The organism is Photorhabdus akhurstii, assembly GCF_019090985.1.
GTDB lineage: Bacteria > Pseudomonadota > Gammaproteobacteria > Enterobacterales > Enterobacteriaceae > Photorhabdus > Photorhabdus akhurstii.
Map to the genome: position 1 here is coordinate 5,271,550 of NZ_CP020335.1, position 25,450 is coordinate 5,296,999.

Sequence of the window (25,450 nt, forward strand, 5' to 3'; positions counted from 1 at the left end):
GTGTAGTGGTTTATGATTGTTGTCAAATATTAACCTACTTAAACTAAACTTTTAATAATATTATTAGCTGTTTCTGTAAACTAATAACATCCATAAATCCTCTCGGAAAATTTATGTACGAATTTAATCTTGTGTTGTTATTACTACAACAGATGTGTGTTTATTTGGTGATCGCCTGGCTACTAAGTAAAACACCACTATTTATTCCACTGTTACAAGTCACTGTGCGTTTACCTCATAAACTGCTGTGTTATGTCGCTTTTTCCATTTTCTGTATTATGGGAACCTATTTTGGTCTGCATGTAGGTGATTCCATTGCCAATACCCGTGCTATTGGCGCAGTCCTTGGCGGGCTTCTGGGTGGGCCAAGTGTCGGCGCACTGGTGGGATTAACCGGTGGACTGCACCGCTACTCCCTTGGTGGGATAACCGCTTTCAGTTGCATGATATCGACCATTATTGAAGGTTTAATCGGTGGCATTATTCACAGCTATCTGACGAAACGTGGTCAGATAAACCGACTGATTAATCCCTGGACAGCCGCTGTCGTCACGTTTTGTGCTGAAATAATACAGATGGGCATTTTACTACTGCTCGCTCGTCCATACAGTGAAGCATTAGCGTTGGTCAAAAATATCGCCATCCCCATGATCATCACCAATAGTATCGGCTCAGCAATGTTTATACGTATCCTACTTGACCGACGCGCGATATTTGAAAAATACACTAGTGCATTTTCTGCTCAAGCCCTGAAAATCGCTGTCTATACAGAGGGTATTCTACGAAAAGGATTTAATGAAAATAACAGTATGAAGGTAGCAAAAGTTATTTATCAACAACTGGAAATAGGCGCAGTGGCTATTACAGATAGAGAAAAACTCTTGGCGTTTATTGGTATCGGTTCAGATCATCACCTCCCTGGAACACCTATTGCTTCAGATCAATCCCGTCGAGCAATTGAAAATAATGAAGTGGTTTATGCCGATGGCAATGAAATACCTTACCGTTGTTCAATCAATCCAACCTGCAAGCTCGGTTCAACTCTGGTCATCCCGCTACAGGGAGAAAATCAGCAAGTTATCGGCGCAATCAAACTTTATGAAGCCAAAAACCGTCTGTTCAGCTCAATCAACCGCCCTCTAGGGGAAGGCATTGCCAGTTTGTTATCCGCCCAAATCCTCGCAGGACAATATGAACGTAACAAACAATCACTGCTTCAATCCGAAATTAAGCTGCTTCATGCGCAAGTGAATCCTCACTTTTTATTTAATGCCTTAAATACCTTGCAAGCCGTGATCCGACGAGACAGTTATCAAGCGGGTCAATTAGTACAATATCTCTCAACCTTTTTCCGTAAAAACTTGAAACGGTCAGAAGAGATTGTCACGCTGTCTGATGAAATAGAGCATGTGAATGCTTACTTACAAATTGAGAAGGCGCGTTTCCGTGAGCATCTACAAATAAGCATTGAACTGCCGGAATCTCTGCTTCACGCTAAATTACCCGCTTTTTCTCTCCAGCCAATAGTAGAAAATGCGATCAAACACGGCACATCACAGTTATTAGAAACTGGTAAGGTTACTATTCGTGCTCATCAACAAAATCAATTGTTGATACTGGAAGTGGAAGATAATGCCGGTCTTTATAAATCAGCTTCTATGGGGGATGGACTAGGAATGAGTCTGGTAGATAAACGGCTACGACTTCGCTATGGTGAAAATTATGATGTGCAAATAGATTGCCAACCAGAAAAATTTACTCGCGTAATTTTACACTTGCCACTCATTAAAGAGGCTAATAAAACTGTGTGAATATGAATATATTAATTGTTGATGACGAACCGCTTGCACGAGAAAATCTACGTTGTTTGCTAGAAGAAGAACACGATATTCAAATTATTGGCGAATGCGCCAATGCTGTTGAAGCCATTAGTGCCATATATCATCTAAAACCCGATGTTGTATTTTTGGATATCCAAATGCCACGTATCACCGGATTAGAAATGGTTGGTATGCTCGATCCAGAACATCGTCCCTATATTGTTTTTCTGACTGCGTTTGATGAATATGCAATACAAGCGTTTGAGGAGCACGCATTTGACTATTTATTAAAACCTTTGGAAAAAAACCGCCTAACTAAAACTTTACAACGATTACGGCAAGGGCATCAGAAACAGGATATTTCCATCCTTAAAGTAGAAAAGCCGCTGAAATATATCCCATGCACCGGCCACAGCCGAATCTGGCTTGTGCAACTGGATGAAATCCTTTATGTCACCTCCCGTCCAAGCGGAGTATATGTTATGTGTACCAACGGGCAGGAAGGATTTACTGAACTGACACTTCGCACATTGGAAACCCGCACCCCATTGATGAGAAATCATCGTCAATATTTGGTCAATATGACCCATCTGCGCGAAATCTTATTTGGTGATCACGGACAGGCCGAACTGATTCTACGCAATGGTAAAACTATTCCCGTCAGCCGCCGTTATTTGAAGCCATTGAAAGAGGCTCTAGGATTGAAGTAATCGTGACATTTATCACATTTTCAGCAGGTTAGTCAGTTCTTACTCACCGCTCACCTGCTGAATCTGACCACTTAACCCGCCATATAACCACTCACTCAGACGCTCCCTTATAGCTTCCTTTACCTGTGACAAGATACGAGTAAAAATTTATAACTCTCAGGAGAAGAGAAATGCAACACGCTCTCACATTTGTCATTGCAACGTTGTGTATTCTGGTTATCTGCTACCGCTTATACGGCGTATTCTTCGTTAAGAAGGTACTGAAAGCAGATGACAGCGAGGTTACACCTTCCCATCTACTGGAAGACGGTAAAGATTATGTACCCACGAAAAAATGGGTCAATTTTGGTAGCCACTTCGCAGCAATCGCAGCCGCAGGACCGCTGGTTGGCCCTGTGTTAGCAGCCCAATACGGTTATCTGCCAAGTATGTTATGGCTGTTAATCGGCTGTGTTATCGGCGGTGCCGTGCATGATACGGTTGTTTTATTCGCTTCAATGAAACATAGCGGTAAATCTCTGTCAGAAGTTGCTAAAACAGAACTTGGCCCAATTGCTGGTTGGTGCACCGGCCTTGCAATGCTGTTCATCATTACGATTACTATGGCAGGTCTATCCCTAGTGGTCGTTCATGCGCTAGAGCGTAACCCTTGGGGAACATTTGCAGTATTTATGACCATTCCGGTCGCAATCGGCGTCGGTCTGTGGGAGCGCTTCACTGGTAACATGCGCGGAGCAACTTGGGTAGGTATTATCACCATCATGGCTTGTGTGATTGTCGGCCCTTACATTCAAGCATCCGCCTTCGGTGAATGGCTGAGTCTACGTACATCGACTGTTAGCTTGGCACTGCCAATCTATGCATTTTTTGCAACCGCTCTGCCAGTATGGATGCTACTGACTCCCCGTGGTTATCTTTCCAGTTTTATGAAAATCGGTGTATTCGGCGCGTTAGTTGTGGGAGTCATCTTTATTAACCCAGAGATCCAATTCCCGGCAGTGACTGAATTTATTCATGGCAATGGCCCTGTACTGGCAGGTCCGGTGTGGCCGTTTATCTCCATCACCATTGCGTGTGGCGCTATTTCTGGTTTTCATGCATTTATCGGCTCTGGCACAACACCAAAACAGATCGATAAGTGGAGTGATATTCTGCCAGTTGGTTTCGGCGCCATGCTGGCAGAATGTGTCGTTGGCGTCATGGCGTTGATCGCTGCCACTTCTCTCTATCCTGCTGACTATTTCGCGATTAACTCCTCCCCAGAGGTCTTTGCTACACTGGGTATGGATGTTATCCATCTACCACAACTGAGTCAGGAAATTGGTCTGGATCTGTATGGCCGTACCGGTGGAGCCGTCACATTGGCGGTTGGTATGGCGGATATCTTCACCCGCGTCCCTTGGTTCAACCAGCTAACATCCTACTTCTTCCAGTTCGTCGTCATGTTCGAAGCCGTATTTATCCTGACAGCGGTTGATTCCGGTACACGCGTTGCCCGTTACCTACTGCAAGATTTCCTGGGCGATATCTGGGCGCCCCTGAAACGCATTAACTGGTTACCAGGTTCCATTGGTTGCAGTATCATTGCCTGTTTACTGTGGGGCTATCTGCTGAATTCCGGCGATATCAATTCAGTCTGGGCGCTATTCGGGGTATCCAATCAACTGATGGCCTCCATCGGCCTGATGATTGGTGCGACAATTATCCTGCGTCTGTCTGAAAAACGCTGGTATATGCTGACTTGCCTGATACCACTGGTTTACCTGTATGTTACTGTGAACTACGCTGCTTACTGGATGGTGAAGAATGTTTACTTCAACTCCACAGCAAAAGGTTTCAACATCTTCAATGGAACGATCTCCATTGTGATGGTTATCCTCGGCGTTGTGATTACGGTTTCTTCCATTATGCAATGGCTGAAACTGTGGCGCGCCCGCAGTGCAGGTAATTCAGTTGAGGTACTGACTCACTGATCTCTTTCTCATATCAAAAGCTGCCCTTTGTATAAAGAGCAGCTTTTTTATTATAAAAAACATTAAATAAATTAACTGATAACAAAAACGGCTCCTGTAGAAAGAGCCGCTTTATTATTTAAAATACCCGTTATCTTTCAAGTTGCCTCTTTGTTGGCTGCACTCACTCACCCCGGTCACATAGTTACCTATGCTCCCGGGGATTCGCTCCCTTGCCGTCGCGATGCATCTTGAAATCCATAGGGTATATCAGTTCAGATGATTACTGTGCGTTACTATTGTTATGACGACGGCGTGGAGCAGATGAACCATGATCATCACCACGACCACGGAAATTGCTACGGCTTTGGCCTTCACCACGACCTTCTCCACCGCGGCGTTCACCATTGAAACGACGACCGCCACCATTAAAACTCTCACGATCACGGCGAGGGCCACTACCATTACCGTTACGCCCACCACCGCGACGTTCACGACGTTCAAATGGCTGTGCATCACCCAATAACTGCATATTCATTGGCTTGTTCAGAATGCGGGTACGGGTAAAGTGGGACAATAAATCACCTGGCATACCTTTTGGCAATTCAATTGTGGAATGCGTTGCAAACAATTTGATATTGCCAATATAACGGCTGCTGATATCACCTTCGTTAGCAATCGCACCAACGATATGACGAACTTCAACACCATCATCACGGCCCACTTCAATACGGTACAACTCCATTTCACCGACATCACGGCGTTCACGACGAGGACGATCGCCGCGTTCGCCACGATCATCAAAACCATTACGACGACGATCATCACGTTCATTGAATTCACGGCGAGGACGACGCGCCGGATCTGGAGGCAGAATCAATGGACGCTCACCTTGCGCCATTTTTAATAATGCCGCGGCCAGCGTTTCTATATCCAGATCTTCCGCAGGTTGCAATTTAGACAACAGAGTACGGTACTGATCCAGATCACTGCTTTCCAATTGCTGCTGTACATTAGCGGCAAATTTTTCCAGACGACGCTGGCTCAACAATTCAGCATTTGGCAGTTCAACTTCCGGGATAGTCAGCTTCATTGTACGTTCAACGTTACGTAACAAGCGACGTTCACGGTTTTCTACAAACAACAACGCTCGACCAGCACGCCCTGCACGACCAGTACGGCCAATACGGTGAACATAAGATTCGGCATCCATTGGAATGTCATAGTTAACAACCAGACTGATGCGCTCAACATCCAGACCACGCGCTGCAACATCAGTTGCAATCAAAATATCCAAACGGCCATCTTTCAGACGTTCCAATGTCTGCTCACGCAGTGCCTGGTTCATATCACCGTTTAGCGCCGCACTGTTGTAGCCATTACGCTCCAGTGCTTCTGCCACTTCCAGCGTTGCGTTTTTGGTGCGCACAAAAATAATCGCGGCATCAAAATCCTCTGCTTCAAGGAAACGCACCAAAGCTTCATTTTTACGCATACCGTAAACAGACCAATAGCTCTGGCTGATGTCAGGACGAGTCGTTACACTCGCTTGAATACGCACTTCCTGCGGATCGTTCATAAAACGACGAGTAATGCGACGGATAGCTTCTGGCATAGTTGCAGAGAACAGCGCAGTCTGATGCTCTGCGGGGATCTGGCTCATGATGTTTTCAACATCTTCGATAAAGCCCATACGCAGCATTTCGTCTGCTTCATCCAAAACTAAGCCGCTCAGGTTAGATAGATCTAACGTACCACGTTTCAGATGATCCAAAAGACGCCCAGGTGTACCCACAACAATTTGTGGCCCTTGACGCAAAGCGCGTAACTGAACGTCATAACGTTGCCCACCATACAGCGCAACAACATTCACGTTACGCATATGTTTGGAAAAATCTGCGCACGCTTCGGCTACCTGTACCGCCAGTTCACGGGTCGGCGCCAACACAAGGATCTGTGGAGCTTTCAACTCAGCATTGATGTTATGCAGTAAAGGCAGACTGAATGCCGCAGTTTTACCACTCCCCGTCTGCGCCATACCTAGTACGTCACGACCATTTAATAAATGGGGAATACATTGTTGCTGAATTGGAGATGGCTTTTCATAGCCAAGATCTTCCAGTGCAGAAAGGATAGGTGCTGATAAACCCAGATCAGCAAAAGAGATTTCAGTCTCAGTGGTCATGTAATGGTGCCTCGTTAGTTATGGCGGCCAGTCTACATAACGCATCGAAAAAAATTTCGGTCATTTTCATTTAAAATGTGAACTGGCTCAAAGTATTTAATTAAACGAACAAATAAGCCCTCATCGGTCAAGATGATGGACTTTGTTAATCGATCTCGAAATGTTCGTCAGCTATTGCTGGTCCGATTCTGATAGGTCATCTTGTTCCTGGCCTAACAGCGCCAATTCCAACAATGCATAGCGGTGCTCAACAAAGTTATGTGCGTTGTTAGCTACCGTCAGCTTGAATAACGCAGATGCGCTATCCTTGTCCCCCAGACTTAGGTAATGTTTACCTAAATAGAAGTCAGTTTCACTGAGATGCTCAGCGAGCGAAGTGTTATCCGTTGCATTCTCTTTCAAGCGGTTCATCAATGTATATTCACTAATTTTGCCTAAATAGAATTCAACTATATTCCAGCCCCATTGCCCCCGGTTCGCTTTTTCGTAGTGCTGCGACAAGTTCAACATCGCCCCTTTAGGATAAAATTCTTTTTCCACCAGGTACAACCACAGCGAACGGAAAGGATCATTTGGATCGTCTTGATAAAACGCCTGCAGATCATCCTGCGCTAACTTATACCGACCACCGTAATACAACGCGATGCCACGGTTAAGACGCGCGTAATTGTAAGTTGGATCAAGCTCTAATACAGAATCAAACGCTTCATAGGCGGCATCAAAATTGCCAGCCTGTGTGAAGTAAATTCCCAGATAATTAAAAATCTCTGGAATATTAGGCCGAATAGATAAGGCAACAGAAAAATCATTCCGTGCCAAAGCTCTCAGCCCGAGACTATCATACAGCACACCTCTCTCATATAAAAGCTGTGCGTACTCATCTTCTGTCAATGACCGACTCGCAAGAATCTGTTCCATGCGAGCCAGAATGACTTCTTGTTGCAATGAAGGTTGTAACGGAATAGCAAAAACTTCGTTTTTACGCCAATCCTTGCTGCTGCATCCTGCCAAAAGAAGTATTGCTACAGCATAACACCAGCGCAGAAAAAGATTCATTTCCTACTCCCGAAAGTCAGACATTAATTAAGAATGCCCTATCACCCATATTGCATTTATTGGGCCTCCTGCCCTGAGTCTATAAACGGCGCTTTTTTACAAGACGCCGGTTTATAACATCAAATTTATTCTGCTGATTGTGGTGCTACTGGTGTATCCTCGACAATTACACCGGCTGTCGCTTCTTTAATGCTCAGGCGAACACGACCCTGGCGATCAATTTCCAGAACTTTAACTGAAACTTCCTGACCGACCTGCAAATAGTCAGCCACTTTCTCAACACGCTTATCCGCAATCTGAGAAATATGTACCAGACCTTCTTTACCACCACCGATAGCAACAAATGCGCCAAAATCAACGATGCGAGTTACTTTACCAGTGTAAACGCGGGCAACTTCGATCTCAGCAGTGATTTCTTCAATACGACTGATGGCATGTTTTGCTTTTTCACCATCAGTTGCAGCAATTTTCACAGTGCCATCATCTTCGATCTCAATGGTAGTACCGGTTTCTTCTGTCAGTGCACGGATAACTGAACCGCCTTTACCGATAACATCTTTGATCTTATCAGGATTGATCTTAATAGTGTGAATGCGTGGTGCAAATTCTGAAATTTCATTACGTGGGCTGTTAATTGCCTGTTCCATTACACTCAGGATATGCAAACGAGCACCTTTTGCCTGATTCAGAGCAATTTGCATAATTTCACGGGTAATGCCTTCAATTTTGATGTCCATTTGCAGTGCGCTGATACCTTCACAGCTACCCGCAACTTTAAAGTCCATGTCTCCCAAATGATCTTCATCACCCAAGATGTCAGACAGAACAACAAAATTATCGTCTTCTTTCACTAATCCCATTGCAATACCAGCAACAGCAGCTTTAATCGGCACACCTGCATCCATCAACGCAAGAGATGCGCCACAAACAGACGCCATTGAAGATGAGCCGTTTGATTCCGTGATTTCAGAAACTACACGAACGGTATATGGGAATTCATGAGCTTTTGGCATGACTGCCGCCACACCACGTTTAGCCAGACGACCATGACCAATTTCACGACGTTTTGGCGAACCCATCATACCTGTTTCACCAACAGAATATGGTGGGAAGTTGTAGTGCAATAGGAAACGATCTGTGCGTTCTCCCATCAACTCGTCAATGATCTGTGCATCACGTTCTGTACCCAAAGTTGCAGTAACTAAAGCCTGAGTTTCACCACGGGTAAACAACGCAGAGCCATGCGTACGAGGCAGAACTCCAGTACGTACGTCCAATGCACGAACCATATCTTTTTCACGGCCATCAATACGCGGCTCGCCACGCAAAACACGACTACGGACAACTTTTTTCTCTAAGCTACCCAGAATCTCATGGATTTCGGCGTCCTCTAAAGCTTCATCCTGTTCCAACAGCGCAGCCGTCACTTCCTCTTTGATAGCATCAACCTGAGCATAACGCTCTTGCTTCTCAGTGATACGGTAAGCATCACCCAAACGGCTTTCTGCCAATTCAGCTACACGGTCATGCAACGCTTGATTAACAGGTTCCGGCACCCAATCCCATTTTTCTTTACCTGCTTCCGCAGCTAATGCATTGATGTTTTCAATAACCACCTGTTGTTGATCATGGCCGAATACTACCGCACCTAACATTTGCTCTTCAGTTAGAATGTCGGCTTCAGATTCAACCATCAAAACAGCACCAGCAGTACCTGAAACCACCAGATCCAAACGGCTGTTTTTCAGCTCATCACTGGTTGGGTTAAGCACATACTGATCATTAATATAGCCAACGCGAGCCGCGCCAATTGGACCATTGAACGGAATACCAGATAGTGCCAGCACAGCAGAAGCGCCGATCATTGCAACAATATCTGGGTTTACTTGCGGGTTAACAGAAACAACTGTCGCTACAATCTGCACCTCGTTCAGGAAACCTTCCGGGAACAGAGGACGCAAAGGACGATCAATTAAACGAGCGACTAATGTTTCGCCTTCACCAGGGCGACCTTCACGACGAAAGAAACTGCCTGGAATACGACCAGCAGCATAAGTACGCTCCTGATAGTTAACAGTCAGTGGAAAGAAATCCTGACCTTCTTTTACTTTTTTCTGACCAACAACGGTGACAAATACAGCCGTGTCATCCATATTGACCATGACAGCAGCAGTAGCCTGGCGAGCCATCATACCTGTTTCGATAGTAACGGTATGTTGACCATATTGAAATTTACGAACAATCGGATTAAGCAAAATAATATCCTTTCGTTAACATTGTCTTTTATATTCAGCAGACAACAATGAATAATCTCTTCATGCCACATCCTCGCGACTAACGACAGGTCTTACTCCCTTAAGCACTCTCATTAGCCGCGCGAACCTCTGTAACTGAAGAGCCTTAACAAAAACCATCACCAACATTTTTCGTGCTGTTACCTAATGATGGCTTCTCAGAAGAAAAGGGGCCATATATGGCCCCTTTCCACTGAAACTTGCTTGATTAGCGACGCAGGCCAAGACGCCCAATCAGCGCAGTGTAACTTGTTACATTTTTACGCTTCAGATAGTCCAACAGTTTACGACGCTGAGAAACCATGCGCAGCAGACCACGACGGCTGTGGTGATCTTTTTTGTGCTCTGAAAAGTGGCCTTGCAAGTGGTTAATTTGTGCAGTTAACAAAGCAACCTGTACTTCACTAGAACCACTGTCATTCGTATCACGACCAAATTCAGCAATAATTTGTGCTTTTGCTTCAGTACTTAGAGACATATTACAACTCCAAAAACATATAAACTAAAATTACAGGTGCCGATCTCTAATTCAGCTACCCAACATATAACTGCGCCATTCTACGCTGCAAATAAGTTAAGCGCAAGATAGCCCCAAATACCCTAATCCCGGCTTTCAACAACTAAACGGCGGGGAGCAACAAGCCCATCGTCATTGATAACAGCAATGCCAATGAATTTCCGTTCATCACCTTCAGTTATACGTACCATACTTTCAACCAAAGTCGGCGATTTGGCACTGCGTACCGCCTGACCTTGTTTAAAATAAGCCGCAACTACTGGAATCAAATTAACCTCTGGGAAATGAGCAATTGCACTATCCATTGGTAATAGTAATGAATCAATTAATTCACCCACAGGTATTTCCTGATCTTTAGCCTGCTTTTGCAATTCATATAATTGCTCAAGTGTTACCATGCGATCATTTGGATAATTCGCTACCTGTAAACGTCTTAAATAAATAACATGAGCACCACAGCCTAATAATTCACCTAAGTCATCAATAATAGTGCGAATATAAGTTCCTTTCGAACAGTGTATTTCCAATTCCAGTTCATCATCTTCCCAACGGATAAACTGTAATTCATAGACTGTAATTGGTCGTGCTTCGCGTTCTACTTCAATACCCTGACGAGCATACTCATACAACGGTTTTCCCTGATGTTTCAGTGCGGAATACATGGAAGGAATTTGCATGGTATCCCCACGGAATTTATCCAAAGCTGCATCAAGTTGAGCCTGATTTAGCAGGATTGCCCTTTCACTGATGATTTGCCCATGTGAATCAGATGTGTCAGTTCGCTGACCAAGACGAGCTATCACTCGATAACGTTTGTCAGAATCAAGTAAGAACTGGGAAAACTTCGTGGCTTCACCAAGGCAAACCGGTAACATACCCGTTGCCAGTGGATCCAACGCGCCAGTGTGACCCGCTTTGCTGGCGTTGAAAATACGTTTTACTTTTTGTAACGCATCATTAGAAGAAATATCCTGCGGCTTATCCAGTAACAACACACCATGTATATCACGACCGCGACGACGACGCCCCATTACTTCTCCTCTTTGTGATCCGCAGAAGCCCGGCGCTGTTCGTCATTCTTCACAACATTAGTAACCAAATTAGACATTCTCATCCCTTCTACCAAGGAATTATCGTAGGAAAAAGTCAGTTCTGGTACGACACGCAAACGCATTGCTTTACCCAGCAGAGAACGAATAAAACCAGAAGCTTCATTCAATGCCTTAATACCATTCTTTACCACTTCGGAATCATGTTCTTCAGTCAACACATTCAGAAAGGTGACGAATACTTTGGCATAAGCCAAATCACGGGAAACTTCAACACCAGAAACAGTCGCCATACCGATTCGGGGATCTTTCACTTCTCGCTGTAAAATGATGGCAATCTCTTTTTGCATTTCCTGTGCAACACGCTGAGTACGACTGAATTCTCTTGCCATTGTTATATCTCCTGACATTTGGGGGGCAAAAGCCCCCCAATAATGAAATTAACCAGTGGTAGGAATTAAGCGATAGATCGTTTAACTTCAATAACTTCAAATACTTCGATCATGTCACCAACACGAACATCGTTGTAGTTCTTAACACCGATACCACATTCCATACCATTACGGACTTCGTTAACGTCATCTTTAAAGCGGCGAAGGGATTCCAGTTCACCTTCGTAAATCACTACGTTATCACGCAACACACGAATTGGATTATTGCGTTTAATCGTACCTTCGGTCACCATACAACCTGCAATCGCACCAAATTTCGGTGACTTAAACACATCACGAACTTCTGCTAGCCCCATGATCTGCTGTTTATATTCAGGTGCCAGCATACCACTCATTGCCTGTTTAACTTCATCAATCAGGCTATAAATAACAGAGTAATAACGCAGATCCAAGTTTTCATTTTCAACAACTCGGCGTGCGGAAGCATCGGCACGAACATTGAAGCCCAGAATAATTGCATTAGAAGCAGCAGCCAGTGTTGCATCAGTCTCAGTAATACCACCTACGCCAGAGCCGATGATTTTCACTTTCACTTCATTGGTAGACAATTGTTCCAATGCCTCGCGGATCGCTTCACATGATCCCTGAACGTCAGATTTCAGAACGATATTCAATTCAGAAACTTCACCTTCTTCCATGTTAGCGAACATGTTTTCCAGTTTAGATTTCTGCTGGCGAGCCAGTTTGACCTCACGGAATTTACCCTGACGATACAGAGCAACCTCACGAGCTTTCTTCTCGTCACGTACAACAGTTGCTTCATCACCAGCCGCAGGTACGTTGGACAGGCCAAGGATTTCCACTGGAATAGATGGGCCCGCGGAGAACACTTCACGACCTAGTTCGTCACGCATTGCACGAACTCGTCCATATTCAAAGCCACAAAGTACGATATCACCTTTATTCAAAGTACCTTCTTGAACTAGTACTGTTGCGACCGGACCACGGCCTTTGTCCAAGAATGATTCAATCACAACTCCGCTTGCCATACCAGAATGGACTGATTTTAGTTCAAGAACTTCCGCTTGAAGTAAGATTGCATCCAGCAGTTCATCAATACCAATACCAGCTTTAGCAGATACATTAATAAACTGAGTTTCACCACCCCATTCTTCAGGCTGAACACCGTGCTGAGAAAGCTCATTCTTCACACGATCTGGATCAGCTTCTGGTTTGTCGATCTTGTTAACAGCAACAACCACAGGCACATTCGCTGCTTTTGCATGCTGAATAGCTTCGATAGTCTGAGGCATCACACCATCATCAGCAGCAACAACCAAGACCACGATGTCGGTAGCTTTTGCACCACGTGCACGCATTGAAGTAAATGCAGCATGCCCTGGGGTATCCAAGAAAGTAATCATGCCACTTTCAGTTTCAACATGGTAAGCACCGATATGCTGGGTAATACCACCTGCCTCACCAGAAGCGACTTTTGTAGAACGAATGTAATCCAGCAAAGAAGTTTTACCGTGGTCAACGTGACCCATGATCGTCACAACCGGCGCACGAGGTTCAGCAACCGCTTCACCTGTATCGCGGTCGCTCATCAGCGCTTCTTCCAACTCATTCTCACGACGCAGGATAACCTTATGGCCCATCTCTTCAGCAACTAGCTGCGCTGTTTCCTGATCGATCACTTGGTTGATGGTTGCCATTGCGCCCATTTTCATCATGGCTTTGATGACCTGAGAACCTTTAACAGCCATTTTATTAGCCAACTCAGCAACAGTAATGGTTTCACCGATCACAACATCACGGTTAACAGCCGCTACAGGCTTATTAAAACTTTGTTGCAATGTGCTGGTTTTACGTTGCTTGCCTTTTGTACGACCAACTGCGCGGGCTTCTTCACGATCTGCTTTAGATTCAGAATGCTTATTATTTTTCTTCTGGCGAGTAGCCTTACCGCTACGACCACGAGCACGGCGATCACCTTCAACTTTAGCATCGTTTTCGTCTTCTGCCGCGCGGGCATGACGGGAGGTAGTGACATGATAATCGTCGTTATCAATAGAATCTGAATCACTTGACCATTTATCCTGATTCTCTTCAGCCATACGGCGAGCTTCCTCAGCAACGCGTCTAGCTTCTTCCTCTACCTTACGACGCATCTCTTCTTCTGCTTTGCGCTTAAGATCAGCAGCTTCTGCTTCACGACGTGCTTTTTCACTCTGGACTGGTTTTTGTTTATGTTCGGTATGTTGATTGGTCACTTTTTCATTTTCCGCTGCCTGACGCTTAGCTTTTTCAGCTGCTTCACGTTTGGCTTTTTCTTCTGCCTCACGTTTAGCCTGCTCTTCAGCGAGTTTCTTCGCTGCTGCTTCGGCTTCGCGTTGCGCTTTTTCTTCTGCTTCGCGCCGTGCTTGCTCTTCCGCTTCACGCTTCGCCTGTTCTTCCGCTTTAGCCTGTTCAATTGCATCACGGTTCACATATGTACGCTTTTTGCGGACCTCAACGGCTACCGGTTTGCTTTTACCATCGGTGCCTGAAACATTCAGCGTACTACGTGTCTTACGCTGCAATGTTAATTTATCGGGTTTACCAGCCGAACCGCCTTGTTCGCGGTTCAAATGTGCCAGTAAAGCTTCTTTTTCTTTCTGGGAGACAAAATCAGTTTCGGTTTTTTTAATCCCTGCATCAGCAAATTGCTGTACTAAGCGATCAACCGAAGTCTGGATCTCTTCTGCCAGTGATTTTACGGTTACATCTGTCATGCTGTTCCTTCCTGCTACGGTTTATTACGCATCATCGCCAAACCAACAGATATTTCTGGCAGCCATGATGAGCTCGCCTGTCTTCTCATCATTCAAACCTTCAATATCAGATAGGTCGTCGATACCCTGCTCGGCAAGATCTTCCAGCGTACAGATGCCACGGGCAGCCAGGTCAAATGCCAGAGTACGGTTCATACCAGTCAGATTTAACAACTCTTCGGTTGGTTGTTTATCACTGAGACTCTCTTTCTGAGCCAGTTCCAGAGTAGTTAAAGCAGCTTTCGCACGTTCACGCAGGACTTCGATAGTTTCTTCATCAAGGCCCTCAATTTCCAGGAGTTCCTTAATTGGTACATAAGCCAATTCTTCCAGAGTTGAGAACCCTTCTTCGACTAGAACAGTAGCGAATTCTTCATCAATATCGAGATGCTTAGTGAATGTATCAATAGAAGCATGAGCTTCTGCCTGATGTTTTGCTTGTAGCTCTTCAGCAGTCATGACATTTAATTCCCATTTGTCATCACCACGGTGCTTTTTCAACAATTGCGCAGCGAGGCGCACATTTTGACCATTACGGCCGATAGCCTGCGCTAAGTTGTTGCTTTCAACGGCAACATCCATCGTGCACTTATCTTCGTCAACAACAATGGATGCAACATCAGCCGGAGCCATAGCATTAATGACAAACTGAGCAGGATTATCATCCCACAGTACGATATCGATTCGTTCGCCGCCCAGTTCGCTGGAAACAGCCTGTACTCGCGCACCACGCATTCCAACGCAAGCACCAACAGGATCAATACGCTTGTCATTCGTTTTTACTGCAATCTTGGCGCGAGATCCCGGATCACGGGCAGCAGCTTTAATTTCAATTAGCTCCTCGCCAATTTCCGGAACTTCAATACGGAACAGTTCAACCAGCATTTCCGGACGGGAACGGCTGACAAACAGTTGCGCACCTCGTGCTTCAGGGCGAACATCATACAGTACGCCACGCACACGGTCACCTGGGCGGAAATTTTCCCTTGGTAACATATCTTCGCGAAGAATAACTGCTTCAGCATTATTGCCCAAATCAAGGGTGATATTCTCACGATTGACTTTCTTAACCACACTGGTGATGATCTCACCTTGCTGTTCGCGGAACTGGTCAACAACCATAGCGCGTTCAGCCTCACGTACTTTTTGTACAATAACCTGTTTAGCGGTCTGCGTTGTAATACGATCAAAAGTCACTGATTCAATTTGATCTTCGGTATAGCTACCCAAATCAATTTCAGGCTCTTCAAACCTAGCCGCTTCCAACGTAATTTCACGAGTCGGCTGAGTCACTTCTTCAACAACTAACCAACGACGGAAGGTGTCAAAATCGCCAGATTTACGGTCAATGCTGACACGAACATCAATATCTTGTTCATATTTTTTCTTGGTGGCTGTGGCCAATGCTGTTTCCAGCGCCTCGAAGATCTTTTCGCGTGGAAGGGATTTTTCGTTGGAAACCGCTTCCACAACAGCCAGAATTTCTTTATTCATCCTAGTTGCCTCATCCGAACTTTAAAAGTGGGGTACCAGGTTCGCTTTCTGGATGTTGCTCAGTGCGAACACTTCATCTTTTCCATCCACCGTAACCGTGATCATTTCGCCGTCGACAGTTTTGATAATGCCCAGCCATTTCCGACGGTTTTGCATTGCTATACGTAAGACCAGACTGACTTCCTCACCAATAAAACGCTGGTAATGTTCAACCGTGAACAATGGACGCTCTAAGCCAGGTGAAGAAATTTCCAGGTTATAAAGCACTGAGATAGGATCTTCGACATCCAATACCGCACTGACCTGGTGGCTAACATCAGCACAATCATCAACAGTGATGCCATTCTCACTATCAATATAAATCCGCAGTGTAGAAACACGTGCACGAATAAACTCTAAGCCGACTAACTCAAAGCCTAAAGCTTCAACTGGTGCTGAAATCATCGCTGTTAATTTTTGCTCTAATGTGGACAAGCCCACCCCCAAGACATAAAAAAAGGGCTAATTAGCCCAGTAGTTCTGTTGTCAAATAACAAAAAACCCCGAAATTCGGGGCTTTATGCAACTGGACCCTATTTGCTGCCAGTGGCTTCAACCACTCACTTCATGCCCTTTTAAATCAGAATCAATATTTCAAATATTGCTGAATTATTTCGTTCAAAAAGGTGCATCTTAATTTAAGAAGTGGTTGCGGGAGCCGGATTTGAACCGACGACCTTCGGGTTATGAGCCCGACGAGCTACCATGCTGCTCCATCCCGCGTTCGAAAACGTGGCAAATATTACGCCGATAACTGCGAAAACGCAAGCTATCCGAATAATGGTACCGAGGACGGGACTTGAACCCGTAAGCCCTAGTGTGGGCACTACCACCTCAAGGTAGCGTGTCTACCAATTTCACCACCTCGGCACTACATGAGGCCATCGCTGATTAAACAGCCCCATTTTAATTCTTTCTTGTGATGATTACTGCGGAATGTCACTATTTGGTGCTGCTGGCGCCGCCGGAATCTCCGTTGATTTCTCGACTTTAGCAGGCTCGCCAATGTTTTCCCACTTACTGCTCGTACCGGTCTGATTACTGGCCAGATTACCAAGTACTAAACTAATAATGAAAAACAGAGTAGCGAAAATCGCAGTCATACGGGTCATAAAGTTACCAGAACCCGATGAACCAAACAGCGTCGCAGAGGCACCCGCCCCAAAGGAAGCACCCATATCAGCACCTTTACCTTGCTGTAGCATAACCAAGCCAACTAGCCCGATAGCAACCAGCAAGAAAACAACTAAAAGAGCGTCATACATATGTCGTACCTATGTCCTCGTGGGGTTTACCACAATCTATGTGGCTACCTTATACTGCATCACCCACTCAAACAGGCTAATCGCCTGACCGAGTGGGTCTGAATACTAACCAAACCACATCTGATACGCAAGGTTAATTTCAATAATCAGAATCACTTGAGGAAAAAAACAACAAATTAATCCGCGTGTTTCACCGCATCAGCAATACGATGAGCCAAGGCCGTGACTTGTACATTATCTTCACCCTCTACCATGACACGAATCAATGGCTCAGTACCAGATTTACGTAACAATACCCGTCCACGACCATTTAATTCAGCTTCAACAGATTTAGTAATATTAATTACATTTTCCGATTTAAGTGGATCGTGTGAACCGGAGAAACGAACATTTACCAGCACCTGTGGCAAAAGTTTCATACCACTACACAGATCGTGCAAACTCATATGGTTACGTACCATAGCACTCAGAACCTGAAGGCCAGCAACAATGCCGTCACCCGTAGTTGTTTTATCCAACAAGATAACATGACCAGAATTTTCAGCGCCTAAACGCCATCCTTCTTGCTGCAATTTTTCCAGCACATAACGGTCACCCACTTTAGCACGCAGGAACGGGATGCCAAGCTGCTTCAATGCCAACTCCAATCCCATATTACTCATCAGTGTACCAACAACACCACCACGCAGTTGCCCTTGTCTCAATGCTTCACGAGCAATGATATAAAGGATCTGGTCGCCATCAACTTTCTGTCCCAAATGATCAACCATAATAATGCGGTCACCATCACCATCAAATGCCAGACCAACATCAGCCTTCTCTTCTACAACACGTTGCTGCAATAAACAAACATCAGTAGCACCACATTTTTCATTAATATTGATACCGTTTGGCTCACAGCCAATCGTCACAACATCAGCCCCCAGTTCTCTGAGTACATTTGGGGCAATGTGGTAAGTCGCACCGTTAGCGCAATCAAGTACAATTTTCAAGCCATTAAGACTTTGCTCACTTGGAAATGTACCTTTGCAGAATTCAATATAACGACCCGCAGCATCCACAATACGATTTGCACGTCCCAACTCTGCGGACTCCACGCAAGTCAGCGGCTTTTCCATTTCAACCTCAATTGCCTCTTCCACATCATCCGGCAGTTTCGTACCGTCAATAGAGAAGAATTTAATACCATTATCATAATAAGGATTATGAGAGGCAGAGATAACAATTCCAGCTTCAGCACGGAAGGTACGAGTCAAATAAGCAACAGCAGGTGTTGGCATGGGACCAGTAAACAAAGCCGATAAACCAGCCGCAGCTAAACCTGCTTCTAAAGAAGATTCCAGCATATAGCCAGAAATACGGGTATCTTTACCGATAATGATCTTACGAGAACCGTGACGAGCCAGTACCTTACCCGCAGCCCAACCAAGCTTTAACACAAAATCTGGCGTAATTGGGCTATTGCCCACTTTGCCACGGATACCATCAGTACCAAAGTATTTGCGGTTACTCATAATTTCTTTTCTTCCTTTGCTGAAAGTGTTGCTTCGACAATTTGCATTGCCTGCACGGTTTCTTTGACATCATGCACCCGGATAATTTGCGCTCCTTGCATAGCAGCGATAACAGCGCAAGCTACACTACCGACAACCCTTTCTTGTGGCGGTACATGAAGCAACTGACCTATCATAGATTTACGTGACATTCCTGCTAGCACAGGTAAACCAAATTGATGAAATTGGTTTAAATGTGCCAGTAACTGATAATTATGCGTCAAGTTCTTACCAAAACCGAAGCCTGGATCAAGAACAAGTTTATCTTTTGCTATCCCTGCCATCACACAACGTTCAATTTGCTCAGTAAAAAATTGTTTCACTTCACTTAACAAATTTTCATAATGTGGCGCATCCTGCATTGTCCGTGGCTGGCCCTTCATATGCATCAAGCAAACGGGTAAACCAGATTTAGCCGCGCTTTCCAAAGCACCAGGCTCTTGCAATGCACGAATATCATTAATCAAATGGGCGCCAGCCTTTGCTGACTCACTCATCACCAATGCTTTCGAGGTATCAACAGAAATCCAAATATTAAATCGTTGAGCTAAAGCCTCAACAACCGGAACAACACGCTCTACTTCTTCCTGTTCACTGACTTCATCAGCTCCCGGACGGGTAGACTCCCCACCGATATCAATGATCGCAGCTCCTTCATTAATCATCTTTTCAGCATGTCGTAAAGCCATATCCAGAGTATTATGAACACCACCATCAGAAAATGAATCTGGAGTCACATTCAAAATACCCATTATTTGTGGGCGAGAAAGGTTGAGAACATTATCTCTGGCTCTGAGTTTCATGTTTGGGCTACCTTCAATGTCAAAACCCCAGGACTTACCTGGGGTTTCATAAATATATCAATCAGACTACGAAACAATGGAACAATTACTGATCTTTATTTCCTGACTGCCCTACTTGTTCACCACCTTGCGCCAATGTATTGATATCACCAGTTGGTTTTGTAGCCTGCGGAGGAGGTGTATTACCTGTTGGGCGACTGTTATTATTGCTGCCATTATCGCTTTCCCATCCAGCTGGTGGACGCACATTCGTACGATTCATTAAGTCATCAATCTGGGGGGCATCAATAGTTTCGTACTTCATCAATGCATCTTTCATCGAATGTAGAATATCAAGGTTGTCCATCAGAATCTGACGAGCACGTTGATAGTTATGATCGATAATTGCCTTTACTTCCTGATCGATAAGACGAGCCGTTTCATCAGACATGTGCTTAGCTTTAGCAACTGAACGGCCAAGGAACACTTCTCCTTCTTCCTCTGCATAGAGTAATGGGCCGAGTTTTTCTGAGAAACCCCACTGCGTTACCATGTTACGGGCAATTGATGTCGCCACTTTGATATCGTTAGATGCGCCAGTAGAAACGCTGTCTGGACCGTAAATAATCTCTTCCGCCAGACGACCGCCATATAAGGTTGAAATCTGGCTTTCCAACTTCTGACGACTAGCGCTGATCTGATCGCCTTCCGGTAGGAAAAAAGTCACACCCAAGGCGCGACCACGTGGAATAATGGTAACTTTATGAACAGGATCATGCTCAGGAACCAAGCGGCCAATAATGGCATGGCCTGCTTCATGATAAGCAGTTGATTCTTTTTGCTCTTCCGTCATCACCATAGAGCGGCGTTCTGCGCCCATCATGATTTTGTCTTTCGCTTTTTCGAATTCAACCATAGAAACTACGCGCCTGTTACCACGAGCCGCAAACAAAGCAGCTTCGTTCACCAGGTTAGCCAAATCAGCGCCAGAGAATCCCGGAGTACCGCGAGCAATGACAGAAGCATCAACATCAGTATCCAGAGGAACCCGGCGCATATGAACTTTCAGAATCTGCTCGCGACCACGTACGTCTGGCAAACCAACAACAACCTGACGGTCAAAACGGCCAGGACGCAACAAGGCAGGATCAAGTACGTCGGGGCGGTTAGTCGCGGCAATAACGATAATACCTTCGTTGCCTTCAAAACCATCCATCTCAACCAGCATCTGGTTCAGAGTCTGCTCACGTTCATCGTGACCGCCACCCAAACCAGCACCACGCTGACGGCCTACCGCATCAATCTCATCAATAAAGATGATACAAGGTGCTGCTTTCTTCGCCTGCTCGAACATATCACGAACACGGGATGCACCAACACCAACAAACATTTCAACGAAGTCAGAACCGGAGATAGTAAAGAATGGCACCTTCGCTTCACCCGCAATCGCTTTTGCCAGCAAAGTCTTACCCGTACCCGGAGGCCCGACCATTAGAATACCTTTCGGGATTTTTCCACCCAACTTCTGGAAGCGGCCTGGCTCTCGCAGATATTCCACCAGTTCACCAACTTCTTCTTTCGCTTCGTCACAACCAGCAACATCAGCAAAAGTGGTTTTAATCTGATCTTCTGTCAGCATACGGGCCTTGCTTTTACCGAAAGACATTGCCCCTTTACCGCCGCCGCCCTGCATCTGACGCATGAAGAAAATCCAGACCCCAATAAGCAATAACATCGGGAACCAGGAAATGAAAATAGAAGTTAGCAGACTTGGCTCCTCTGGAGGTTCACCAACCACTTTTACGTTTTTATTCAGTAACGTATCTAACAGTTTTTCATCCTGTACTGGTAGGTAAGTGGTGTATCTGCTGTTATCTTTCCTACTAACATTAATTTCACGACCTGTGATACGAACTTCGCGCACCTGATCCTGGGCTAATTCATTGATGAAGGTAGAATAATCCACCCTACGACTATTGGAATCGCTGGGACCAAAACTCTGGAATAACGACATCAGCACAACTGCGATAACTAACCAGAGAATCAGGTTTTTCGCCATGTCACTCAAGGGATTAACCTCATATTACAACTGTGTTAACAAATAGCATTCAGGGTACTATAGTTTCCGCCCTGTCGCTACAATGTATACTTCACGCGATCGTGCCCGCGAAGCGTCCGGCTTACGAATTTTCACGTTCGTAAATAGGGAGCGAATTTCCCTCAGGTATTCATCAAAGCCTTCTCCCTGAAACACTTTGACAATAAAACTCCCCCCGGGGGCCAGCACATCACGACACATATCTAACGCCAATTCAACCAGATACATGGATCGAGGAATATCGACCGCAGGTGTTCCGCTCATATTGGGCGCCATATCCGACATGACGACCTGGACTTTGTTATCACCAACTCGCTCAAGCAATGTTTTCAATACAAGTTCATCACGAAAATCACCCTGAAGGAAATCGACGCCAACAATGGGATCCATCGGCAAAAGATCACAGGCAATCACTCGCCCATTATCATTAATTTGACTCACTGCGTACTGAGACCATCCACCAGGAGCTGCGCCTAAATCGACAACGGTCATGCCAGGCTTAAAAACTTTGTCACTTTGTTGAATTTCATCAAGTTTAAACCAAGCGCGAGAACGAAGCCCTTTTTTCTGTGCTTGCAGAACATATTTATCACTAAAGTGTTCTTGTAACCAGCGACTAGAGCTTGCCGAACGTTTTTTATTGGCCATTGTCCTTTCCAACTATACTACGAATAAAGAGCCAGATATCTATTGCTCCATACACCAAAACCACAACACACTATTTATGGTGATAGAGATGAGATGGCGGTAGAATGTCCCGTTTTCAATCCTAACTAAGCAAAAAAACAATGACCCTTAACAAAAAACAAGTACAACACCTGAGAAGTCTCGCTCACCCGCTAAAACCTGTCGTCATGATTGGTAATAACGGCCTGACCGAGGGTGTGTTGGCCGAAATTGAGCAAACACTGTCACACCATGAGCTTATCAAAGTCAAAATCGCAGGCGAAGATCGTGAAACCAAAAATTTGATCGCCGATGCAATTGTCCGCGAGACCGGTGCATATAATGTGCAAATTATCGGTAAAATCCTAGTTCTTTACCGCCAATCGGAAGAACGCAAAATTATTTTACCTAAATAATCAAACCTCATTTATATAAAATTCCGTGCATATACTATGATAAAAAAGGCCATATCCGGCCTTTTTTACTTTCACCACGATCCTTGTGCAACTTTACCTAACGTAAATCAATAGCAACAGGCCAATCCAGAAGTTAAATATATTCAACTTTCAGGATTTCATATTCAACTTCACCACCCGGTGTTTTGATAATAACAACGTCATCAACTTCTTTACCTATCAAACCTCGGGCAATTGGTGAATTCACTGAGATTAAATTTTCTTTAATATCTGCTTCATCGTCACCCACAATCCGGTAAGTCTGCTCTTCATCAGTATTAACATTCAAAACCGTAACTGTAGTCCCAAAAATAACACGTCCAGTCTTGGGCATTTTCGTGACATCAATCACCTGTGCATTAGAAAGCTTAGCTTCGATTTCCTGAATACGGCCTTCGCAGAAACCTTGTTGTTCACGAGCAGCGTGATATTCAGCGTTTTCTTTCAGATCACCATGTTCACGTGCTTCAGCAATGTCTGAAATAATTTTTGGACGGCGTACGTTCTTTAGATAATCTAACTCTTCGCGCAACTTATCCGCGCCACGTACCGTCATTGGAATCTGTTTCATTTATTAATCCTCTAAATCTTTCCTGAGCAAAAAACAAGCATCATCCTGATGTTTTCAGATAACAGCACAATGAGCACACCTTGTCGGGCGGGCTTACAGACAATAAACAATAGTGCAAACCACAGGGCTACCCGGAGTTCACAATCATATTTTACATATTAATATATCATTCTAACGTAGACTTGGTGATGGGTCATCGTTTACTTTTCCCCACTTTGCGCCTTAGTATTGTGGTACGTCTACATCCATATGCGAAATTTATGTCCTTCTTTAAAATTGCCAGCAGATTAGTTTGCGTTACCACTCTGTACTTAATTACACCCAACGCAAACGCCACACCCGTTGAGGAATATACGCAATATCTGCCTGATGGTACTAATCTGGCGTTAATCGCTCAAAAAGTTGGTGCCAATACCCCGTTAATTGATTATCACGGGCAGCAAATGGCTCTACCAGCGAGTACGCTGAAAGTTGTCACAGCTCTTGCAGCATTGTTACAACTGGGTAAAGATTATCGCTTTATCACCACGCTGGAAAGCCACGGAAAAATTTCAAACGGCGTCCTGAGAGGGAATTTGATCGCTCGTTTTGTCGGAGATCCAACACTGACCCGTCAACAACTTCGCAATATGGTCACCGTTTTGAAACAATCTGGCGTGGAAAAAATTGACGGCAACCTTCTGATAGATGTTTCCGCTTTTGCCAGCCATGATAAAGCTCCCGGTTGGGTATGGAATGACATGACCCAATGTTTCAGTGCTCCCCCTGCTGCCGCAATTGTAGATCGAAACTGTTTTTCAGTTTCGCTATATAGTGCTGAACGCCCCGGTGATACCGCATTTATCCGCATAGCATCTTTTTATCCCGTAAATATGTTCAGTGAAGTTAAGACATTGGCAAAAGGCTCTTCTGAAAGCCAATACTGCGAACTGGACGTCGTTCCCGGAGAACTGAACCGTTTTACTCTTACCGGATGCCTGACTCAACGCAGTGAACCGTTGCCACTGGCTTTCGCGATTCAAAATGGCGCCAGCTATGCAGGGGCAATTCTCAAAAATGAATTGCAAGTTGCAGGAATTGAAATCACAGGTAATCTCAAACGCCAAAGTTTACCAACTGAACCGGGAAAAGTTTTGGCTAAAAATCAATCGGCACCATTACATGATCTGCTGAAAGTCATGCTAAAAAAATCTGACAATATGATTGCTGATACCGTATTTAGGACAATAGGCCGAGAACACTTTGATATACCAGGAACCTGGCGTTCAGGCTCTGATGCGGTACGGCAAGTATTAAAACAAAAAGCAGACATCGACCTAGGAAATACGGTGATGGTAGATGGCTCAGGATTATCCCGCCATAATCTGATTACTCCAGCAACCATGATGGAAGTATTACAGTTTATTGCTCAACATGATCAAGAATTAGATTTTATTTCCATGCTGCCATTGGCGGGTCATGACGGCACATTAAGATACCGGGGAGGACTGGATGAAGCAGGGGTAAACGGAAAAGTTTCGGCTAAAACCGGTGCCCTGCAAGGAGTTTATAACTTGGCTGGCTTTATAACCACTGCTAGCGGTCAACAAGTTGCTTTCGTGCAATTTATTTCTGCTTACGCCGTACCGCCAAAAGAACATCGCAACCGTCGGGCTCCTTTGATTCGATTCGAAAGCAGACTGTATAAAGATTTATACCAAAGCAACTGATAAAATTGGCGCCACAAATATGGCGCC

21 protein-coding genes and 2 tRNA genes are annotated in these 25,450 nt (G+C 44.9%); 5 read left to right on the forward strand and 18 right to left on the reverse strand.

Features of this window, described 5'->3' with window-relative positions:
* Positions 1-113 precede the first annotated feature (113 nt).
* The 3 genes from B0X70_RS22570 (at position 114) to B0X70_RS22580 (ending at position 4,503) form a co-directional block, all read left to right on the forward strand.
* Positions 114-1,811, forward strand: a complete 1,698-nt coding sequence (locus B0X70_RS22570) for a sensor histidine kinase (RefSeq protein ID WP_217470449.1) — start codon at positions 114-116, stop codon at positions 1,809-1,811.
* A 2-nt stretch (positions 1,812-1,813) separates the two neighbouring features.
* On the forward strand, positions 1,814-2,530 hold the full coding sequence (gene btsR, locus B0X70_RS22575; protein ID WP_040151174.1) for a two-component system response regulator BtsR: 717 nt from the start codon (positions 1,814-1,816) through the stop codon (positions 2,528-2,530).
* A 170-nt stretch (positions 2,531-2,700) separates the two neighbouring features.
* The gene (locus B0X70_RS22580) at positions 2,701-4,503 is read left to right on the forward strand and encodes a carbon starvation CstA family protein (protein ID WP_217470450.1); all 1,803 of its coding nucleotides are present in this window, start codon (positions 2,701-2,703) and stop codon (positions 4,501-4,503) included.
* A 262-nt stretch (positions 4,504-4,765) separates the two neighbouring features.
* On the opposite strand, the gene B0X70_RS22585 is transcribed toward B0X70_RS22580, so the two are convergent.
* From B0X70_RS22585 to rlmE, 17 genes are all read right to left on the reverse strand, one after another.
* A complete protein-coding gene (locus tag B0X70_RS22585) occupies positions 4,766-6,667 on the reverse strand; it encodes a DEAD/DEAH family ATP-dependent RNA helicase (protein WP_217470451.1) in 1,902 nt (633 codons plus the stop codon).
* Positions 6,657-6,737, reverse strand: coding sequence for a protein YrbN (yrbN, locus tag B0X70_RS26045; RefSeq protein ID WP_105394837.1), 81 nt, complete (start codon positions 6,735-6,737; stop codon positions 6,657-6,659). Before yrbN ends, B0X70_RS22585 begins: the two co-directional genes overlap by 11 nt.
* Before the next feature lie 101 nt (positions 6,738-6,838).
* Complete coding sequence (nlpI, locus tag B0X70_RS22595; protein WP_036776503.1) at positions 6,839-7,723, reverse strand: lipoprotein NlpI; 885 nt, start codon at positions 7,721-7,723, stop codon at positions 6,839-6,841.
* A 125-nt stretch (positions 7,724-7,848) separates the two neighbouring features.
* Positions 7,849-9,978, reverse strand: coding sequence for a polyribonucleotide nucleotidyltransferase (gene pnp / locus B0X70_RS22600; RefSeq protein ID WP_046395601.1), 2,130 nt, complete (start codon positions 9,976-9,978; stop codon positions 7,849-7,851).
* Positions 9,979-10,225: 247 nt separating this feature from the next.
* The gene (gene rpsO / locus B0X70_RS22605; RefSeq protein WP_217470452.1) at positions 10,226-10,495 is read right to left on the reverse strand and encodes a 30S ribosomal protein S15; all 270 of its coding nucleotides are present in this window, start codon (positions 10,493-10,495) and stop codon (positions 10,226-10,228) included.
* 122 nt (positions 10,496-10,617) lie between these two features.
* The gene (truB, locus tag B0X70_RS22610) at positions 10,618-11,565 is read right to left on the reverse strand and encodes a tRNA pseudouridine(55) synthase TruB (RefSeq protein ID WP_217470453.1); all 948 of its coding nucleotides are present in this window, start codon (positions 11,563-11,565) and stop codon (positions 10,618-10,620) included.
* Entirely contained in the window at positions 11,565-11,975 is a 411-nt protein-coding gene (gene rbfA, locus B0X70_RS22615; RefSeq protein ID WP_036776512.1) for a 30S ribosome-binding factor RbfA, read from the reverse strand. The genes truB and rbfA overlap by 1 nt, the downstream gene beginning before the upstream one ends.
* A 65-nt stretch (positions 11,976-12,040) precedes the next feature.
* Positions 12,041-14,752 carry a translation initiation factor IF-2 gene (gene infB, locus B0X70_RS22620; RefSeq protein WP_217470454.1) on the reverse strand — a complete coding sequence of 904 codons (2,712 nt, stop codon included), beginning with the start codon at positions 14,750-14,752 and terminating at the stop codon, positions 12,041-12,043.
* A gap of 24 nt (positions 14,753-14,776) precedes the next feature.
* Positions 14,777-16,285, reverse strand: a complete 1,509-nt coding sequence (gene nusA, locus B0X70_RS22625; protein WP_011148606.1) for a transcription termination factor NusA — start codon at positions 16,283-16,285, stop codon at positions 14,777-14,779.
* 21 nt (positions 16,286-16,306) lie between these two features.
* Entirely contained in the window at positions 16,307-16,759 is a 453-nt protein-coding gene (rimP, locus tag B0X70_RS22630; RefSeq protein ID WP_036776519.1) for a ribosome maturation factor RimP, read from the reverse strand.
* 211 nt (positions 16,760-16,970) lie between these two features.
* A tRNA-Met gene (locus B0X70_RS22635) sits at positions 16,971-17,047 on the reverse strand.
* A gap of 58 nt (positions 17,048-17,105) precedes the next feature.
* Positions 17,106-17,194, reverse strand: a tRNA-Leu gene (locus B0X70_RS22640).
* A 56-nt stretch (positions 17,195-17,250) separates the two neighbouring features.
* Positions 17,251-17,589 (reverse strand): preprotein translocase subunit SecG, encoded by a 339-nt coding sequence (gene secG / locus B0X70_RS22645; RefSeq protein WP_036776521.1) that lies wholly within the window; start codon positions 17,587-17,589, stop codon positions 17,251-17,253.
* A gap of 176 nt (positions 17,590-17,765) precedes the next feature.
* Positions 17,766-19,103, reverse strand: coding sequence for a phosphoglucosamine mutase (glmM, locus tag B0X70_RS22650; protein WP_036776523.1), 1,338 nt, complete (start codon positions 19,101-19,103; stop codon positions 17,766-17,768).
* Complete coding sequence (gene folP, locus B0X70_RS22655; RefSeq protein WP_036776525.1) at positions 19,100-19,945, reverse strand: dihydropteroate synthase; 846 nt, start codon at positions 19,943-19,945, stop codon at positions 19,100-19,102. Before folP ends, glmM begins: the two co-directional genes overlap by 4 nt.
* An 85-nt stretch (positions 19,946-20,030) precedes the next feature.
* Positions 20,031-21,992, reverse strand: a complete 1,962-nt coding sequence (gene ftsH / locus B0X70_RS22660) for an ATP-dependent zinc metalloprotease FtsH (RefSeq protein WP_036810131.1) — start codon at positions 21,990-21,992, stop codon at positions 20,031-20,033.
* Between the two features lie 48 nt (positions 21,993-22,040).
* Positions 22,041-22,670, reverse strand: coding sequence for a 23S rRNA (uridine(2552)-2'-O)-methyltransferase RlmE (gene rlmE, locus B0X70_RS22665; protein ID WP_046395596.1), 630 nt, complete (start codon positions 22,668-22,670; stop codon positions 22,041-22,043).
* A 140-nt stretch (positions 22,671-22,810) separates the two neighbouring features.
* On the opposite strand from rlmE, the gene yhbY reads away from it, so the two are divergent.
* The gene (gene yhbY, locus B0X70_RS22670) at positions 22,811-23,104 is read left to right on the forward strand and encodes a ribosome assembly RNA-binding protein YhbY (RefSeq protein ID WP_036776529.1); all 294 of its coding nucleotides are present in this window, start codon (positions 22,811-22,813) and stop codon (positions 23,102-23,104) included.
* Positions 23,105-23,237: 133 nt separating this feature from the next.
* Here the strand turns inward: yhbY and greA are convergent, their stop codons facing one another.
* Entirely contained in the window at positions 23,238-23,714 is a 477-nt protein-coding gene (greA, locus tag B0X70_RS22675; protein WP_036776530.1) for a transcription elongation factor GreA, read from the reverse strand.
* A gap of 260 nt (positions 23,715-23,974) precedes the next feature.
* Here greA and dacB point away from each other — a divergent pair, with 260 nt between their 5' ends.
* Positions 23,975-25,423 carry a serine-type D-Ala-D-Ala carboxypeptidase gene (gene dacB, locus B0X70_RS22680; protein ID WP_214039518.1) on the forward strand — a complete coding sequence of 483 codons (1,449 nt, stop codon included), beginning with the start codon at positions 23,975-23,977 and terminating at the stop codon, positions 25,421-25,423.
* Positions 25,424-25,450 lie beyond the last annotated feature (27 nt).

Excerpts from the sequence above, each read along its gene's own strand:
- B0X70_RS22570 (WP_217470449.1), top strand. The coding sequence starts at position 114 with ATGTACGAATTTAATCTTGTGTTGTTATTACTACAACAGATGTGTGTT.
- btsR (WP_040151174.1), top strand. The coding sequence starts at position 1,814 with ATGAATATATTAATTGTTGATGACGAACCGCTTGCACGAGAAAATCTA.
- B0X70_RS22580 (WP_217470450.1), top strand. The coding sequence starts at position 2,701 with ATGCAACACGCTCTCACATTTGTCATTGCAACGTTGTGTATTCTGGTT.
- B0X70_RS22585 (WP_217470451.1), bottom strand. The coding sequence starts at position 6,667 with ATGACCACTGAGACTGAAATCTCTTTTGCTGATCTGGGTTTATCAGCA.
- yrbN (WP_105394837.1), bottom strand. The coding sequence starts at position 6,737 with ATGAAAATGACCGAAATTTTTTTCGATGCGTTATGTAGACTGGCCGCC.
- nlpI (WP_036776503.1), bottom strand. The coding sequence starts at position 7,723 with ATGAATCTTTTTCTGCGCTGGTGTTATGCTGTAGCAATACTTCTTTTG.
- rpsO (WP_217470452.1), bottom strand. The coding sequence starts at position 10,495 with ATGTCTCTAAGTACTGAAGCAAAAGCACAAATTATTGCTGAATTTGGT.
- truB (WP_217470453.1), bottom strand. The coding sequence starts at position 11,565 with ATGGGGCGTCGTCGTCGCGGTCGTGATATACATGGTGTGTTGTTACTG.
- rbfA (WP_036776512.1), bottom strand. The coding sequence starts at position 11,975 with ATGGCAAGAGAATTCAGTCGTACTCAGCGTGTTGCACAGGAAATGCAA.
- infB (WP_217470454.1), bottom strand. The coding sequence starts at position 14,752 with ATGACAGATGTAACCGTAAAATCACTGGCAGAAGAGATCCAGACTTCG.
- nusA (WP_011148606.1), bottom strand. The coding sequence starts at position 16,285 with ATGAATAAAGAAATTCTGGCTGTTGTGGAAGCGGTTTCCAACGAAAAA.
- secG (WP_036776521.1), bottom strand. The coding sequence starts at position 17,589 with ATGTATGACGCTCTTTTAGTTGTTTTCTTGCTGGTTGCTATCGGGCTA.
- glmM (WP_036776523.1), bottom strand. The coding sequence starts at position 19,103 with ATGAGTAACCGCAAATACTTTGGTACTGATGGTATCCGTGGCAAAGTG.
- folP (WP_036776525.1), bottom strand. The coding sequence starts at position 19,945 with ATGAAACTCAGAGCCAGAGATAATGTTCTCAACCTTTCTCGCCCACAA.
- rlmE (WP_046395596.1), bottom strand. The coding sequence starts at position 22,670 with ATGGCCAATAAAAAACGTTCGGCAAGCTCTAGTCGCTGGTTACAAGAA.
- yhbY (WP_036776529.1), top strand. The coding sequence starts at position 22,811 with ATGACCCTTAACAAAAAACAAGTACAACACCTGAGAAGTCTCGCTCAC.
- greA (WP_036776530.1), bottom strand. The coding sequence starts at position 23,714 with ATGAAACAGATTCCAATGACGGTACGTGGCGCGGATAAGTTGCGCGAA.
- dacB (WP_214039518.1), top strand. The coding sequence starts at position 23,975 with ATGTCCTTCTTTAAAATTGCCAGCAGATTAGTTTGCGTTACCACTCTG.